The sequence below is a fragment of the Plebeiibacterium marinum genome (assembly GCF_026013615.1).
GTDB classification, from domain to species: domain Bacteria; phylum Bacteroidota; class Bacteroidia; order Bacteroidales; family Marinilabiliaceae; genus Saccharicrinis; species Saccharicrinis marinus_A.
The window spans coordinates 1-15,344 of sequence record NZ_JAPDPI010000028.1 but is presented as its reverse complement, the minus strand read 5'-3'; the positions used below and the strand labels follow the sequence as shown (position 1 = coordinate 15,344).

General features: G+C 36.3%; 10 protein-coding genes. 1 reads left to right on the top strand and 9 read right to left on the bottom strand.

Going from position 1 to position 15,344, the window contains the following annotated elements; genetic code table 11:
• Window positions 1–57: 57 nt before the first annotated feature.
• Window positions 58–1,905, top strand: a complete 1,848-nt coding sequence (locus OM074_RS13590; RefSeq protein WP_301200308.1) for an amino acid permease — start codon at window positions 58–60, stop codon at window positions 1,903–1,905.
• 34 nt (window positions 1,906–1,939) lie between these two features.
• Here the strand turns inward: OM074_RS13590 and OM074_RS13585 are convergent, their stop codons facing one another.
• The 9 genes from OM074_RS13585 to OM074_RS13545 all read right to left on the bottom strand — a co-directional run bounded on the left by OM074_RS13585 (window position 1,940) and on the right by OM074_RS13545 (window position 15,206).
• Entirely contained in the window at window positions 1,940–2,824 is an 885-nt protein-coding gene (locus tag OM074_RS13585; RefSeq protein WP_301200306.1) for a carbon-nitrogen hydrolase, read from the bottom strand.
• Window positions 2,825–2,944: 120 nt separating this feature from the next.
• Entirely contained in the window at window positions 2,945–3,970 is a 1,026-nt protein-coding gene (locus OM074_RS13580) for an agmatine deiminase family protein (RefSeq protein WP_301200305.1), read from the bottom strand.
• A gap of 149 nt (window positions 3,971–4,119) precedes the next feature.
• A complete protein-coding gene (gluP, locus tag OM074_RS13575) occupies window positions 4,120–5,331 on the bottom strand; it encodes a glucose/galactose MFS transporter (protein ID WP_301200303.1) in 1,212 nt (403 codons plus the stop codon).
• A 53-nt stretch (window positions 5,332–5,384) separates the two neighbouring features.
• Window positions 5,385–6,092 carry an NUDIX hydrolase gene (locus OM074_RS13570; RefSeq protein WP_301200301.1) on the bottom strand — a complete coding sequence of 236 codons (708 nt, stop codon included), beginning with the start codon at window positions 6,090–6,092 and terminating at the stop codon, window positions 5,385–5,387.
• 256 nt (window positions 6,093–6,348) lie between these two features.
• The gene (locus OM074_RS13565; RefSeq protein WP_301200299.1) at window positions 6,349–8,322 is read right to left on the bottom strand and encodes a glycoside hydrolase family 127 protein; all 1,974 of its coding nucleotides are present in this window, start codon (window positions 8,320–8,322) and stop codon (window positions 6,349–6,351) included.
• Window positions 8,323–8,407: 85 nt separating this feature from the next.
• Window positions 8,408–10,042: a RagB/SusD family nutrient uptake outer membrane protein gene (locus OM074_RS13560; RefSeq protein WP_301200297.1), complete on the bottom strand. Its 1,635-nt coding sequence runs from the start codon at window positions 10,040–10,042 to the stop codon at window positions 8,408–8,410.
• Window positions 10,043–10,061: 19 nt separating this feature from the next.
• Window positions 10,062–13,274, bottom strand: coding sequence for a SusC/RagA family TonB-linked outer membrane protein (locus tag OM074_RS13555; protein WP_301200295.1), 3,213 nt, complete (start codon window positions 13,272–13,274; stop codon window positions 10,062–10,064).
• Between the two features lie 236 nt (window positions 13,275–13,510).
• Window positions 13,511–14,509, bottom strand: a complete 999-nt coding sequence (locus tag OM074_RS13550; protein WP_301200293.1) for a FecR family protein — start codon at window positions 14,507–14,509, stop codon at window positions 13,511–13,513.
• Window positions 14,510–14,651: 142 nt separating this feature from the next.
• Window positions 14,652–15,206: an RNA polymerase sigma-70 factor gene (locus OM074_RS13545; RefSeq protein ID WP_301200291.1), complete on the bottom strand. Its 555-nt coding sequence runs from the start codon at window positions 15,204–15,206 to the stop codon at window positions 14,652–14,654.
• Between the last annotated feature and the right edge of the window lie 138 nt (window positions 15,207–15,344).

Below are 15,344 nucleotides of genomic sequence, written 5' to 3'. Positions count from 1 at the left end.
AAACCTGTTTTTATCACTTTTTTTTCTTAAATTATAAAGGTATTTAATTTTGCCTATATGCGTTTGAAAAAAGGAACAGGTTTTGTTGGCGTTTTCTGTGTAGCCTCTGGAACCATGATTAGCTCCGGACTATTTATCTTACCTGCTATTGTTTATCCGCAGGTTGGCCCGGCTATTTTTCTTGCGTATTTTCTTTCTGCACTTTTAATGATTCCAACCATATTTTCCAAATCAGAACTGGCTACAGCGATGCCAAAATCGGGAGGTGATTATTTCTTTATCCATCGAAGCCTGGGAGCCTTCATGGGCGTTTTTGCCGGCTTTGCTTCCTGGTATTCTCTAAGTTTGAAAAGTGCATTTGCATTACTGGGAATTGGATTGTTACTTGAACCCTTGTTTTTTGAAGCCTCCCCTGCCTTAATGAAATTATTTGCAGTCTGTGTCATAGTTGTTTTTACCATAATAAACATAATTGGTGTAAAAGAAAGTAGTCTGTTTCAGGGAGTTTTAGTTATTGGCATCATAATATTGTTATCCTATTTTATTTTTAAAGGATTTCATTATATTGATGTAAACCGTTATGTTCCTTTCCGGCCACATGGATGGCAATCTGTTTTTACTGTTATGGGTATGATTTTTATATCCTACGGGGGACTAACAAAAATAGCTTCAATTGCCGAAGAAATTAAAAATCCCAAAGTAAATATACCTGTTGGAATGTTTGTGGCGTTTATTGTCACTACTGGTCTCTATTTTTTCACTTTGTTTGTGACCGTAGGACTGGTTGATAGTAACGAATTTAGCAACACCCTTAACCCAATAGCACTTGCCGCTCATAAGTTTGATGGGAACATAGGCTTTACCTTTTTAACCATAGCCGCAATTTTGGCTTTTATCACCACCGGAAATGCAGGATTATTATCCTCCTCTAGAATCCCTCTGGCCATGGCCGAAGACAAGTTGATACCTTCATTTTTTTCGAAAGTAAACAAACGTTTAAAAACGCCCATCAGCTCAATTCTAGTTACTTCGCTTTTTATGATTACAATTGTAGTATTCCTCGACCTGGAAAACCTGGTTAAAGTTGCTTCTACAATGATGCTGATTCTTTTCTTTTTTGTAAACTTATCGGTGATATTAATGAGGGCAAGTAAAATATCATCATACAAACCATCCTTTAAATCACCATTCTTTCCTTACATACAATTTGTAGGAATGACAATTTATATACTTCTTATTATTGAAATGGGATTTGTACCATTCTTTATCACATTAGGATTTGTTGCCTTTTCTGTTCTTTGGTATTATTTCTATTCACGAAACCGTAACATAAAACAATCTGCCCTTCTGCAAATTGTTGAACACATTACTACCCGGGAAATTAAATCCTCAATCCTCACCAATGAATTAAGAGATATTCTTTATGAAAGAGATGCCATTGTAGAAGATAAGTTTGATAGTTTTGTAAAAAAGGCTGAGTTTCTTGATTTTCCATATGAAATAAGTGACAAAGAATTATTTCATGAAATATCAACCATTTTTTCTGCGAATTTCAAAACTTCAGCAAAAGAAATATTTGATCTTTTCCGCAAAGAAGAGGATAAATTTGACTCTATTATTTATGAAGGAGTTGCTATACTTAATATTGTTATTGAAGGAAATAACAAGTTTGATATAGCTGTAGCAAGATCCAAATATGGAGTTAACTTATTTCCTAATTCACCGCCTGCACATATAGTTTTTGCCTTAGCCGGAACAAAAGATAAAAGAAATTTCTATCTTAAAACGTTAATTGCTATCGCTCAAATTGTGCAGAATCCAAAATTTATAAAAAACTGGAAACAAGCAAACTCCATACATGATTTAAAAAACCTTATTTTATTATCAGAAAGAATACGAAAATAAATACAACCTCAAAACCAATAAAGATCATTCCTTTTTAGTCCCTATATCTTTTTACAATATCACCGTAGGCATCTATTCGCCTATCCCGAAAAAACGGCCAAATCCTACGAACATCCTCTGTCCTGTTTTTATCAATCTCTATTACTTGCGTAAGCTCCTTATCCCGAGTTGCTTCATAGAGCAACTCCCCTTGCGGACCAGCAACAAAGCTTGATCCCCAGAACTGGATTCCCTTGGTAACCCCAGTCCAATCCTGCTCATAGCCAACCCGGTTAACGGCAACTACAGGCAATCCATTTGCCACGGCATGTCCACGTTGCGAGATCATCCATGCATCCCTTTGCCTGTTCTTCTCTTCGTCAGAATCTGTACTTTCATAACCTATTGCTGTTGGATAAATCAATACCTCTGCCCCGGCCATTGCCATTAATCGAGCCGCTTCAGGATACCACTGATCCCAACAAACCAGCACTCCCAATTTACCTACAGATGTTTGTATCGGCTCAAAACCCAAATCTCCGGGAGTAAAATAGAACTTTTCGTAGTAAGCCGGATCATCAGGGATATGCATCTTTCTATAACGCCCGGCTTCACTACCATCTCTTTCAAATACAACGGCGGTGTTATGGTATAAACCCGGGGCACGTTTCTCAAACAAAGAAGTGACCAAAACTATATTCAATTCTTTTGCAACAGCGGCAAACTGATTATATGATGGTCCAGGTATAGGCTCTGCCCATTCAAACATATCCACCTCTTCTGCCTGACAAAAGTAAATACCACAGTGCAATTCCTGAAGTACAACAAGCCCTGCACCATCTTTAGCACATTTCCTGATTCCTTCAATGCTTTTATTTATGTTGGCCTGCTTATCTGTACCACACGATTGCTGCACTATACCTACACTTAGTTTGCTCATTTCCGATATTTTTACTTGCTAATTTATCCTATGTCAAAAGTACATAAAATGCACACTTAAAAATTAAATCTGATGTTGAAATTCTCACCAAACCAAACAGATCAAAACTCTATAATATAATTACTGAATAATATTTACACCCGCCGGATATTGCATAGTTATACAATGCAATGAACCATGCTGGTCTATAAGCGGCCTGCAGTTGAGCCCCACTACCTTTCTATCAGGGAAAATACGCTGAATAACTTCCAGTGCTTCCTGATCCTGAGGAACATTATACACCGGAACCAAGACACCCCCATTTACAATCAAGAAATTGGCATAAGTTGCAGGAATACGCATCCCCATGTCATCATAACAAGCATCAGGCCATGGCAGTGCCACTAAATTATACAATTCGCCATCTGCATTGGAAAAACTCTTCAACTGCTCTTCCATCAGCTTCAAGGCTTCAAAATGTTCATCGCTTTCATTATCACATTTTACATAGGCTAGAGTATTCTTGGAGCATACCCTGGCCAAAGTATCAATATGTGAGTCTGTATCATCCCCGGCTAAAAATCCATGATCAAGCCAAAGAACTTTTCTCAAACCAAAAACTTCCATAAGGAAAGACTCAATCTCTTCCTTAGTATATGTTGGATTCCTAAACTCAGAGAGGAGACATTCCGAAGTTGTTAGCAGCGTCCCATTCCCGTCGCTTTCAATGGCACCTCCTTCCAACACAAAATCAAATGATTTAACCTTATTGGGACTTAGCACTCCTCCAGCCATTTTCTCTGAGATACAATTATCTAATCCGGCCTCAAACTTTTGCCCCCATCCATTAAATGTAAAATCAAGCAACTCAGGTTCTCCATCCTTAAAAACCGTGATAGCTCCATGATCCCTTGCCCAGGTATCATTTGATTCAATTTCTACATAATAAATCGGGTATTTTGTATTATTTCTAAAGAAAGCAGACACCTCTGATATGGAATGGCAAACAACTAAAACAGGCTCAAACCCGGCTGTTGCTTCAATAATATTTACAAAGCAGTTAACTACTTCATCGTACATATAAGCCCAATCACTGTTTTTATGAGGAAAAGTAAACTGGATAAAACTCTGAGGCTCCCACTCTGCAGGAAAACGAACTTCTTTCACTACTATTTTTTACAATGTTATTATTGTTTTGCAGTAACTATTCTGCTGCGTCAAAGTTAAAAAAAAGCGGGATCAAAAATGATCCCGCTTTCTATATTTTTTGGCCCGATATCAGGCTCTATATTCTTTACAAATATTTTCTATCTGTCTTATCTGATTTTAGAACCTTTGGCTGCAAAGAAAACCAGGTACAGATAATAAACAAACAAACAAGCAATACCCGCAATAACTGTTCCGGTTACTGTTTGTAAAGCTCCCATTATAGGAGTTAAAATAGCTGCTCCAATCACCGAGGTTGCAATTACACCAGAAGCCACATCAGCATGAGGACCTAAATCTTCTAACGCAAGACTATAGATTACAGGCCACATAATTGAATGGAATAAACCTGTTCCTAAGAATAACCACATACTAATATTTCCGGTCAACAAAATAGCACCAATTAACATAGCAGCACCACCCACTGAGCATAACGACAATATAGTAGACGCTTTATATTTTTTAAGCACAAAAATACCTAACAAACGACCAACCATCAGGCCTCCCCAATAAAATTTCAACATATCTGTTGTTGAAGTTTCTATCACGGCACCTTTTGCAGAAGCAAAATCAGCAAAGAAACTAGGAATACCTATTTCAATACCCATATAAACAAAAATAGCTAAAGAACCCAACCATACGTGGGTATACCTAAATGCACTTGATTTATGCTTTACAGCACTTGACTCTTCTGCAGCTTCTTGCTCTTCCTTGATATTTGGCAATTTCAGAAAGAACATGATAAAAAGGATCACTGCGGTAGCCACACCAATACCCATAAACGGACTACTAACTATGTCTTTGATTGCAGAATTTTCAAGAACCTGACCTTCACCCAACTCTGGCACCACCAACAATACCGACACAAAAATTGGTGCAATAACAGTGGCAACTGAGTTTAAGGCATTAGTTAATGTTAAACGACTGGCAGAACTCTCTTTAGGACCTAAAGCCACTACATAGGGAGCTGCTGCTACCTGAAGAATAACAACACCAATTGCAAAAATAGACACGGCACTTAAAAAACCGTAATAACCAAAACCAACACCTGGTATACAAGCAAAGAAACCTAAGGCTATCATAGCCAATCCTGTAAAAATTGAGAAACGATAACCTATTCGTTTAATTAAAAAACCAACAGGTATTGAAAGCGCATAAGCACCATAAAAGAACGTATTAGGCAATTGCTTTTGTACATCATTCAAGCCAAAAGCCCCTTTCAAAAACTCGATAGTTGAGTTATTCATTGTTGTTATAAATCCAAAAAGGAAAAACAACGAAGCCATTACAATTAATGGAAACAAATATTTATTCTTAGCCATAAAACTTTTAATAAAATGATTTAATGTGTTATAAAAATTTATCTTACTGTAATTTATTTCTTCACAAAAGACTTACGAAATACCGGTCCTGAGATTTCCATTTCAGGAACATCTTTGAACCTATATAAGTAAGCCCCCTTTCTTGACTCTGTTTTATCTTTCTCTTCAAGCCGCTCCAGCACATTTAACGACAAAACTTTCTTTCTAAAATTAGCCGGATCAAACTCTTTTTGATAAATTTCATTATAGAGTTTTCGCAACTTTAATATGGTAAACTTTTCCGGCAGCAAGTGTTTCCCAAACAACTCATAACTTGCCTTCAACCTCAATTTATCCAATGCTTTAACCACCAATATATCATGATCAAATATCAAAGATGGCAAATCCTTTAAAGCAAACCACTTGGCGCCATAATCACTAATCAACTGATTTGTAAACTCATCAATTTTAATTAATGCATAATACTCAACCGTAATCACATTCCCACCAGGATCACGCCCCGGTTTTGAAAATGTTTCTACCTGTTCCTGATAAATATATTTTAAACCTGTAAGATGATGCAAAACCCGATGCGCAGCTTCTTCACTGGATTCATCATTTTTTACCCAACCTCCAAGCAATGACCATTTGCCTTTTGATGGCTCTATTATACGCTTAAAGACCAATAACTTCAATTGCTCGTCATCATACCCAAAAATCACACAATCTACTGATATCAGCCTTTTTATGCTTTCAAAATCGCTATAATAATTATTGGTCACTAAATACTGTTTCTTTTATCATTTCTTTATATCTCCATGAGCATATAGCTTTCTGTTTTTTAAAGCTTACACCCTACTAATGTAACACTTGCATATACATAACAACTGCAATTTTTACACTTCATAAAAGTACTTTGTACCTTTTTAAAATCCAAAAAAAACTTAAAATATTTTACACTTTTATACATAAAAAAAAGCCGACCAGAAACATTCTGACCGACTTCTAACATAAACTATAAAAATGATAAACTAAATTTTACATTTCATTTTTTTCCGGCAACCACACTTTCATTTTATTAGCACCTCTGTTGTTCCATAAAAAATAAGGAATAGCAGTGAACATATCATCGCCTGATTTATTTTTTCCTACAATTAGCTCAACATCTTTACTTAAAAACGCCTCAACTTTATGGGAAAATTGCATATTGTCAGTAATTACCAACTGATTTATATCTGAATTATCGATTTCTTCAACACAATAAACTATCGGACCTCTTTCCAAAGCAACTTTACCTAAGTCATCTTCCACTTTTTCATTGGCTTTTACCATACGAACATCCATTGGAAGCGAATATTCTACATAATCACCTTTTTTCCAGCTCCTGGCCAATACTGCATATCCATTTCTAACCTTAAAATCAACAGCTTCCCCATTCACCTTTAAAGTAATTCCTTTCGTACTATTGCTTTTATAATAATATAAATCGCCAGGCAAGGGTTTATTTTGCGCCCATCCCGGAATCCTTAAACAAAGAGCTAACTCTGTTTCTTTTTCTGGTACAACTTTTATTTTAACATCTCCGTTCCAGGGATAATTGGTTTCCTGACTAACGTGAATTTTTCGATCACCCACCTGGATATTTGATGAACTTTGTATAAATAAGTTGACATACACAGCATCATTTTTATGTGCATAAATATACCCGGGAACCGATGGCATAAAACGACATAAGTTCGTAGGGCAACACGAGCAATCAAACCATGGCTGACGTGTAATTGTGTTACCCTGATTAAACTGATACTCCATATCACACTCCAAAGGGTTAGGGTAGAAAAAAGTCTTTCCATCTAACCCAACACCTGAGATTACTCCGTTATATAAACTACGTTCTAATACATCAATATATTTACTCTCACCATGTAATAAAAACATCCTGTAGCACCAATACACATTTGCAATTGCAGCACAGGTTTCGTTGTAGGCCGTAAGGTTTGGCAATTCGTAATTTTCACCAAATGCCTCACCTTTATGAAGAGAACCAATTCCTCCGGTAATGTACATTTTTTTATTTACCATATTCTCCCATAAAGTATCTACAGACTTTTGGTATTCAACATCATTATACAAAGCAGCTATATCTGTCATTCCAGCATACATGTACGCAGCACGAACTGCATGCCCTACAACTTCTTTCTGCTCAAGAACTGGCAAATGATCCTGCCAGTAGGCTCCTCTAACGTCCCTCAAACTACTATCGCCCCTAAGATCCAGGAAGTGTCGGGCCAGCTCCAGGTATTCTTGTTTTTTCGTAATTAAATATAATTTAACCAATCCGGTTTCCACTATCTGGTGCCCCGGAACATCAAGCTTTCCTCCCTTTCCAAATACATTTACCAATAAATCGGCATTTTTTATAGCAATATCCAACAAGTTTGTTTTACCCGTAGCCTTATAATGAGCACTTGCCGCCTCAAACAGGTGTCCACTATTATATAGTTCATGACTCATAGACATTCCTTCCCAGCGGGCACCAGCAGGACACCATGTTGCCGGTGGATTGGATGGGTCAATAGTTTTCCATGTGGTCAGATACCCATCATTTTCTTGTCCTACTGCTATGATGCTAATTATGGAATCAACATAATGCTCAAGGCTTTTATCCGGAGTGGTTGTTAAGGAATAGGAAGCTCCCTCTATAATTTTATATACATCGGTATCATCAAAAGGCATTTCCCCTTTTGTTGTACCTTCCATTTTTCCACCTGCAATCAAAAAATTATCCATTCGCCCCATTTCTTCGCACTTTGCGAAAGAAGCCGGTATTGTAACCTCCCTATTGGTTTCAATTTTGGGCAACCAGAAACCATCACTTAAAGAAACCTGATTGAACGGAATTTCCTTAATTGAATAACTATCGGCAACCGATTTTTCGTCTTTCTTTGAATTTGTATTAACACAACTACTTAATATCATTGCACAAACGATACCTGGTATCAGTAGATTTTTCATATTATCTTTTTTTCGAGAGATTGTTATATAGCACTTCATAATAGAAAGCCATGGCTATTAACCAAAGCTTTCCATATTTATAAATTTAGTACCCTGGATTCTGGCTCAGGTTTGAGTTTGTTTCAATCCTTCCCCTTGGGATCGGGTATATTGATCGGTAACTTCCGTTTGGAGAATGGGCAAAGAAAGACTTTGTTGTATAAACGCCAAACCTGATCATATCCTGACGACGACGACCTTCCTGGTTAAATTCCCAGGCTAATTCATCCAAAAATCTTCCATATTCAATATCATCACCTCCTTCAGAAGTATTGGCACTTTCAGTTCTTAACCCATAGTCATAAACACTTCCTTGTAACAATTCATTCCCGGTAACAGTTGCTTTTTCAGGAGATGATTTAAAAGCCCTTTCCCTTACACTTGTTACCAATACAGCAGCTTCATCTTCTTGCCCTGTTCTTAACATACTCTCTGCCTTCATCATTAAGATATCAGCATAACGAAAAAGAGGATAATCATTATTCAAAATATTTGAAGACCCCAGGGCAATTTCAAATTTCTCAAAACGATAACCATGTATCTCCTCTGAATGAGAAATATCCGGGATCTCATTAATTAAATTTAAAGGATCACCCACAAGATTTCCCATGGTAACCAACAACTCCTCTCCTCCAGAGGAATACTGCTGTCCTTTCATAAAGTTTGCAGATAAACGACTGTCATCCGGATCAAATGTATTTATGAATTGAGGAATAGCACACATTCCGCCCCAAGGTGTTAAGGACAAATCGTATTTTGCCTGCATTGAAGGCTGACAGGTTTGCATATGAATATCAAACTGGTTCCATGCAGTAGTATACTGGTCGTCAATGGCTAATCCAAAAATAATTTCAACTGAATTTTGATTTTCAGTTATAAAAACATTCTTCTGGTTAGCTTCCAATTCATATCCAGCTCCAGAGTTGATTACTGAATCACATTGATCGATACACTCATTCCACATTGGCGTTCCTGAATACACTTCAGCATTTAAATACATTTTGGCCAATAAGGTATGCGCTGCCCATTTATTAAACCTTCCGTATGTGGCAGAACTCCTTTCCCTATTTAAATAAGGGATGCTTTCTTTAAGTTCTGTAACAATAAATTCAAACACTTCAGCCCTTGTATTTTGCTCTGGAAGATAACCCTCAGGAACATCAAAATCAGTCACAACAGGAACATTTCCATATAAATCACACAATACATAATAATAACTTGCACGCAAAGCCCTCAACTCAGCTATAGTGGCACTATATACATCTTCATCTTCAATAGGTACAAAACCTGACTCTATTTGAAACAAAAGGCGATTACAGGTAGAGATACCAGAATAGGTTCTATCCCAAGTTTGATATACATTATCGTCATCTGTAGTCCAGGTATGCTCATGTATACGGCGATATATCCCCCCATCTACCCAACCATTAGGGCGACCGGGTATTACGATCTGATCAGCACCCACTTCGTTAACCCGCCAATATCCATTCCAAAACATCAACAAGCCTCTCCATGAGCTATAAGCCGATCCAACCAAAGCAGGAACATCATCGGTAGTAGGCTCAAAACTATCAACTAAAATTTCATTATAACTAGTATCATACAGCTCTGTACAACTCGAAAAAAATGTTATACCGGTTAATGCTACAACACTAAATATCTTAACTATATATTTTTTCATAATTTAAACTAAAACAGGATTAAAAACTTAGATTCACACCAATTGTAAACGTACGGGTTGTTGGATATTTATCCCTATAGTCATTACCCGGAGTTAATCCTCCCGAATAAACCTCAGGATCAATACCTTTATAACCTGTAATTACAAAAGTATTCAGTGAAGAAAGGTACACTCTTGCTTTACTTATATATTTAATTTTTGAAGTTTTAAAATTGTACCCAAGCGTAATGTTATCAATTTTCCAATGATCCCCATCTTCTATGTAATAAGAATTATATTCAAGATCCATATCTGTACTCAAAACTTCTTTGCCAAATACTTTATCATAGGCTGATTTCAACCTATTATATTGCACAGTTTTTGTATTCTCCAGATACATCCTTTCAAAGTTCAGGATTTGATAATCAAAAGCCCCCCTCATGGTAACCGAAAGATCCCAGTTTTTATATTTAAAATTGTTTTGCCATCCTGCCTGGAACTTTGGAATTCCATTACCTAATACTTTTTTGTTTTCGAAGGAATGTTCAAACTCATCATAAGGTACTTCATTGCCTGCTGCATCTTCGTAAATCCACTTACCATCCGAATCCACATCTACAACTTTGAATCCATAAAAGTTTCCTATAGGTCCGCCAACATCAACTCTGTGAGTAAAAGTTTGGATTGGTTCCCCGGTCCCTCCTGCGGTAAAATAATCCGTTGTAGCCTCATATTCGTCGCTCGACAAGCTAATAAGCTTATTACTATTGGTTGAAAACGTTATGCCAGTGTTCCATTCAAAATCAGAGTTTTTTACAGGAGTACCGCTTAAAAGAACTTCGATACCTTCATTTTCCATCTCTCCGGCATTAGCCCTTGTAGTACTTACCAAGTTTGGGGGTGTTGGGACTGCATAATCATACAGCAAACCATCAATTCGTCTGTTATAGTAATCTACGGTACCGGTTATCCTGTTATTAAACAATCCAAAATCCAAACCTATATTGGTTTCTTTTTTCTCTTCCCATCTCAAATATTCGTTAGAATTACGAGCAGGAGCCAGCGTTTGAATCCATTTACCATCATTATAAAAGTATTCTCCATACCCTAAAGTTGCCACACCTAAAAACAAATTACTTGGCTGAGTACCTGTTACCCCATAACCAGCACGTAATTTTAAGTTATCAAGAAATTCAACTCCCGACATAAAAGGCTCTTCCGTGATCCGCCATCCAACAGAAATAGAAGGAAAAGTTCCCCAAGGATCTTTTGTTCCATACAACTGGCTTGCAGCCTCATGCCTAACACTGGCCATAAGCAGGTATCTGTTTTTATAATTATAATTTAAACGGCCAAAGAAACCTATCAGGTTAGTTTTTGTTTTACCACTTCCGATACCCCACGAGGTGCTACCTTCTTTGATTCCTGTTCCGATACCTATATTATTGTAACCAAACATATCAGTAGGAAAATCATTATTATTTACATAAAAGCTTCTTCCTACGAAGTCCTGATAACTATATCCACCCAACACCGTAAAGTTATGTTCTCCAATATTTGTTTTATACTCTGCAGTAATATCCAGTAATTTTTCAACGTTTTCTACCGCATTGTTAGTGGCATAACCATTTAAACTACCTCTTACCGTGGATATATGTTTTGATGTTTCATAATAACCATATGTACTATTCCATTTTGAAAATGAAAACACCCCTTTAATATTTAATCCGGAAACAGGTTTTAAATTTAAACTCCCGTTAAAACGGCTCAAATTCGTACTGGTTTCTCCATCCGATTCTTCAATACGAGCAACCGGGTTGTCATAATTAAAAGCCCCTGGCTGTTCAACCCATACACCATTTTCATCCTTTATTGGTGACGTAGGATTATAAATAATAGCTTGCCTGTATGTATACCCATTAAAACCAAATTCCTTAACCGTTTTGGTTAACATGCCCAGGTTTACTGATAGCAAACCATCAAACATACTATGGTTTATATCAGCCCTGGCAGTTAGCTTTTCAGAATAAGAATCCAGGAAGATACCATCAATATCCCTGTAGTTTATTGTTGCCAAATAATTGGTTGTAGAATTGCCACCTCTAAAAGTTAAATTATGTACATGGTTAACAGGAGCTTGAGTGATCTCATCCTGCCAATCAGTGTTTGCTCCCAGATCGTCACTTTGGGCACGGATTCCATCTGCAATTTGCTGACGGTAGTCTGCTGCAGAAAGCATATCCAAACTATTTGAAATAGCTTGCGTGGTAACATATCCGGAATACTCAACATGACTACTATAATCACCACTTGCTCTTTTGGTGGTAATAATAATAACCCCATTGGTTCCCCTTGTTCCGTAAATGGCTGCTGCAGAACCATCCTTTAAAATATCGATTGACTCAATATCTTCAGGAGCCACAGTACCCATATCACTAGGTATTCCATCAACCAACACAAGCGGAGAAGTACTTGTTCCAAACAACGTTGTATTACCCCTAAGCGAAATAGAAGTAGAAGCTGTTGGATCCCCACTGGTAGTGTTTAACGTTAGTCCAGCTACCTTTCCTTGTATCAGCTGCCCTGCATCCTGAACACTCCCTGCTGTAAACTCTTCTGACTTTACTGTAGAAACAGAACTGGTTACGTCAGCAGTTTTAATTGTTCCATAACCGATAGCAATCACCTCTTCCAAGCCTATTACATCCGACTGCAAAGTTACATTTACAACATCATTATCAACAACAACCTCCTGCGACACCATCCCTATAAAAGTAAAAACAAGAGTTGTCCCTTTAGGAGCGTCTAAATAATATTTTCCATCCAGATCTGTTATAGTTCCGTTTGTAGTACCTTTAACAACTACGGAAACACCAGGGATTGGTGCACCCGACTCTTCTGATACTATTCCTGTAATTTTTTGATCCTGCTGCTGAACACCTTCTGAATTTGTATTACCAACAATTAGAATTAAATTTTCGTCAGTTATCTTATAATCCAATTGTAATTCAGTCAGCACTACACCTATAGCTTTCTCAACGGTAATCTCCCCAATACTTTCTACCACCTGTTTATCAACATCAACTTCTGAATTGCTCAGGAAAAATTTGTAGTCAGTTTTCTGTTCTACAAATTCCATGAATTCAGAAAATGTACTTCCTTTAAATTCCTTATCAAAATTGATGGTCTGCGACAGTGTATTGGCAGATAACGGAAGCAATACAATAAATAATAACAAAGTACTAATCTTCATCTTTAGCCATTGATTTTTAAAATTATTATTCCAATAGGAACAATATTTTCCCTTATATTTCATAGATTTGAAATGTTAAAAAGTTAAGAATTCCTGATTTTTAATTTTTGTTTCGGAAGATGTTGCAGCATCTTCCGTTTTTTTTTAACCTATACTTTATTTAAAACTTTTTTCAACTCGTATTCCTGTTTGTTTTTTTATTCATATTTCATTGATTTTATGATTTGTAGATAATTTTATTTCGTTAACGACAGATATATTTTTTTTCCTCTCTTTTTAGCAACAATACCTTGGGTTTCATTCAAAATATTAAGCAATTCATCTATAGATTCATATTGCAGCACCCCTGAAAACCGGATGGAATCTACAGCAGGTTCTGTTTCAATGGTAACATCGTAAAAACGTTCAAATTTCCTTGTCAATGAGGATAATTTTTCATTCTTAAAAATAAGCTTACCCTCCTTCCAGCCAATAAAAAGGTCGTTGTTCAACATTTTATCCCTACTCCACAAATTAGTATGCCTGTTTACAGAAACAACATCACCCGAGAGTAACTTATACTCCTCATTGTGATAATTCATACCAACAACACCCTCCACCAAACATGTTTCAACAAAAGGCTCATCACTATATGCTTTAACATTAAACTTGGTACCGGTAGCTTTTACTGTTATATCTCCGGCATTTACAAAAAATGGACGCTTTTTATCGGATTCAACCTCGAAGAAAGCTTCTCCTGACAGGTAAATATGCCTTGAGTTTTTATTAAAATCCTTATAATAGGTTAATGTAGATTCTGAATTAATCCACACTTTGGATCCATCCGGCAGTGTTACCTGAGCATTTTCTCCGGGAGAACAAGTTACAACTACCGGACTTGTTTGATTACTTGTATTAAGACCATGTTGATAAGCGGTATAACCAATAGAAAGAACTACAATAATTGCTGCGGCAACACGTAAAATACTTTTCAACACAAAAGTTTTTCCTATTTTATGCGTAGAGTGCTTCTTCGCATATACCCTCTTCTTAAATAAAAGAAAAGCTTGTGCAGAACCAAAATCATTCTCACTTCTTTTTTCCCCGTTCCATATTTGCTCTAACTTATCTTTATATTCCCTTAGCTCACCCGAATTATCAAGAAGAGACTGAAGCTTACGTTCATTCTCCTTACTTAATTCTCCGCTTAAATAATCAAAAAGCAAATTATCAATATACGATGGTATCTTATACATTATAGCTGGTGTTTATATATATAAGATGCATCTACTTCGAAAAACCCTGTACTCTTTTTGTATTTTTTTTACATTTTTTCACACAGAATTGCACACAAACACATAAACACCTATACTACAATAGGTTATATTGTGTTTTTTTTTACATTCCCGATAAAAGAAAAGTAATAATAAATGAAGGCAAAATAAATTTAAGGTCTTCTTTAAGGTGTTTTGAGGCATTGGTCATATGCATCTCTACTGTTTTTACAGAGAGATTTAGCTCTTCAGCTATTTCAGAGTTCTTTTTATTTTCAAAGCGTTTCATCCTAAAGACCTTTTGTTGCTGGGAAGGCAATTTTGATATCGCTTTTTCTAAATATTCGGCAAGTTCGTTGAGCATCATTGTATCCAATGCATCCTTATATGGAATAGCTGCAGTATCCAACAATGAAAAATCATAATCGCCAATAGTTGGGTGACTCTCCTTGGTTCTCAAAAAATACAAACAATTATTGTATACCGATTTAAAAAGATATCCTTTAATGTTTGAAATACTTTTTACTTTTTCTTTAGACTCCCAAATTTTAAAAAAAGTCTCCGACACAATATCCTCTGCTAAATTATTACTTTTAACATATTTCAATGCATAAGTACATAAATCGGCATAATACTTTTTATATAAATCCTCAAAATAAGAAATATCAAGGTGGTCCATCCAGGAGTATGTTTCTTTGTTAACAGTTTTACAAATATAAAAAATAAAAAAAGCAACCCCATACGGGATTGCTTTACAATATATAAAATCTTTCGATTTGTTACTTCAACAATTCTGTTACCTGGTTGAATACGTTTT

Bases quoted from the DNA above. Each gene is read 5' to 3' on its own strand.
- OM074_RS13545 (WP_301200291.1), bottom strand. From the start codon at position 15,206: ATGGACCACCTTGATATTTCTTATTTTGAGGATTTATATAAAAAGTAT.
- OM074_RS13560 (WP_301200297.1), bottom strand. From the start codon at position 10,042: ATGAAAAAATATATAGTTAAGATATTTAGTGTTGTAGCATTAACCGGT.
- OM074_RS13590 (WP_301200308.1), top strand. From the start codon at position 58: ATGCGTTTGAAAAAAGGAACAGGTTTTGTTGGCGTTTTCTGTGTAGCC.
- OM074_RS13565 (WP_301200299.1), bottom strand. From the start codon at position 8,322: ATGAAAAATCTACTGATACCAGGTATCGTTTGTGCAATGATATTAAGT.
- OM074_RS13585 (WP_301200306.1), bottom strand. From the start codon at position 2,824: ATGAGCAAACTAAGTGTAGGTATAGTGCAGCAATCGTGTGGTACAGAT.
- OM074_RS13550 (WP_301200293.1), bottom strand. From the start codon at position 14,509: ATGTATAAGATACCATCGTATATTGATAATTTGCTTTTTGATTATTTA.
- gluP (WP_301200303.1), bottom strand. From the start codon at position 5,331: ATGGCTAAGAATAAATATTTGTTTCCATTAATTGTAATGGCTTCGTTG.
- OM074_RS13555 (WP_301200295.1), bottom strand. From the start codon at position 13,274: ATGAAGATTAGTACTTTGTTATTATTTATTGTATTGCTTCCGTTATCT.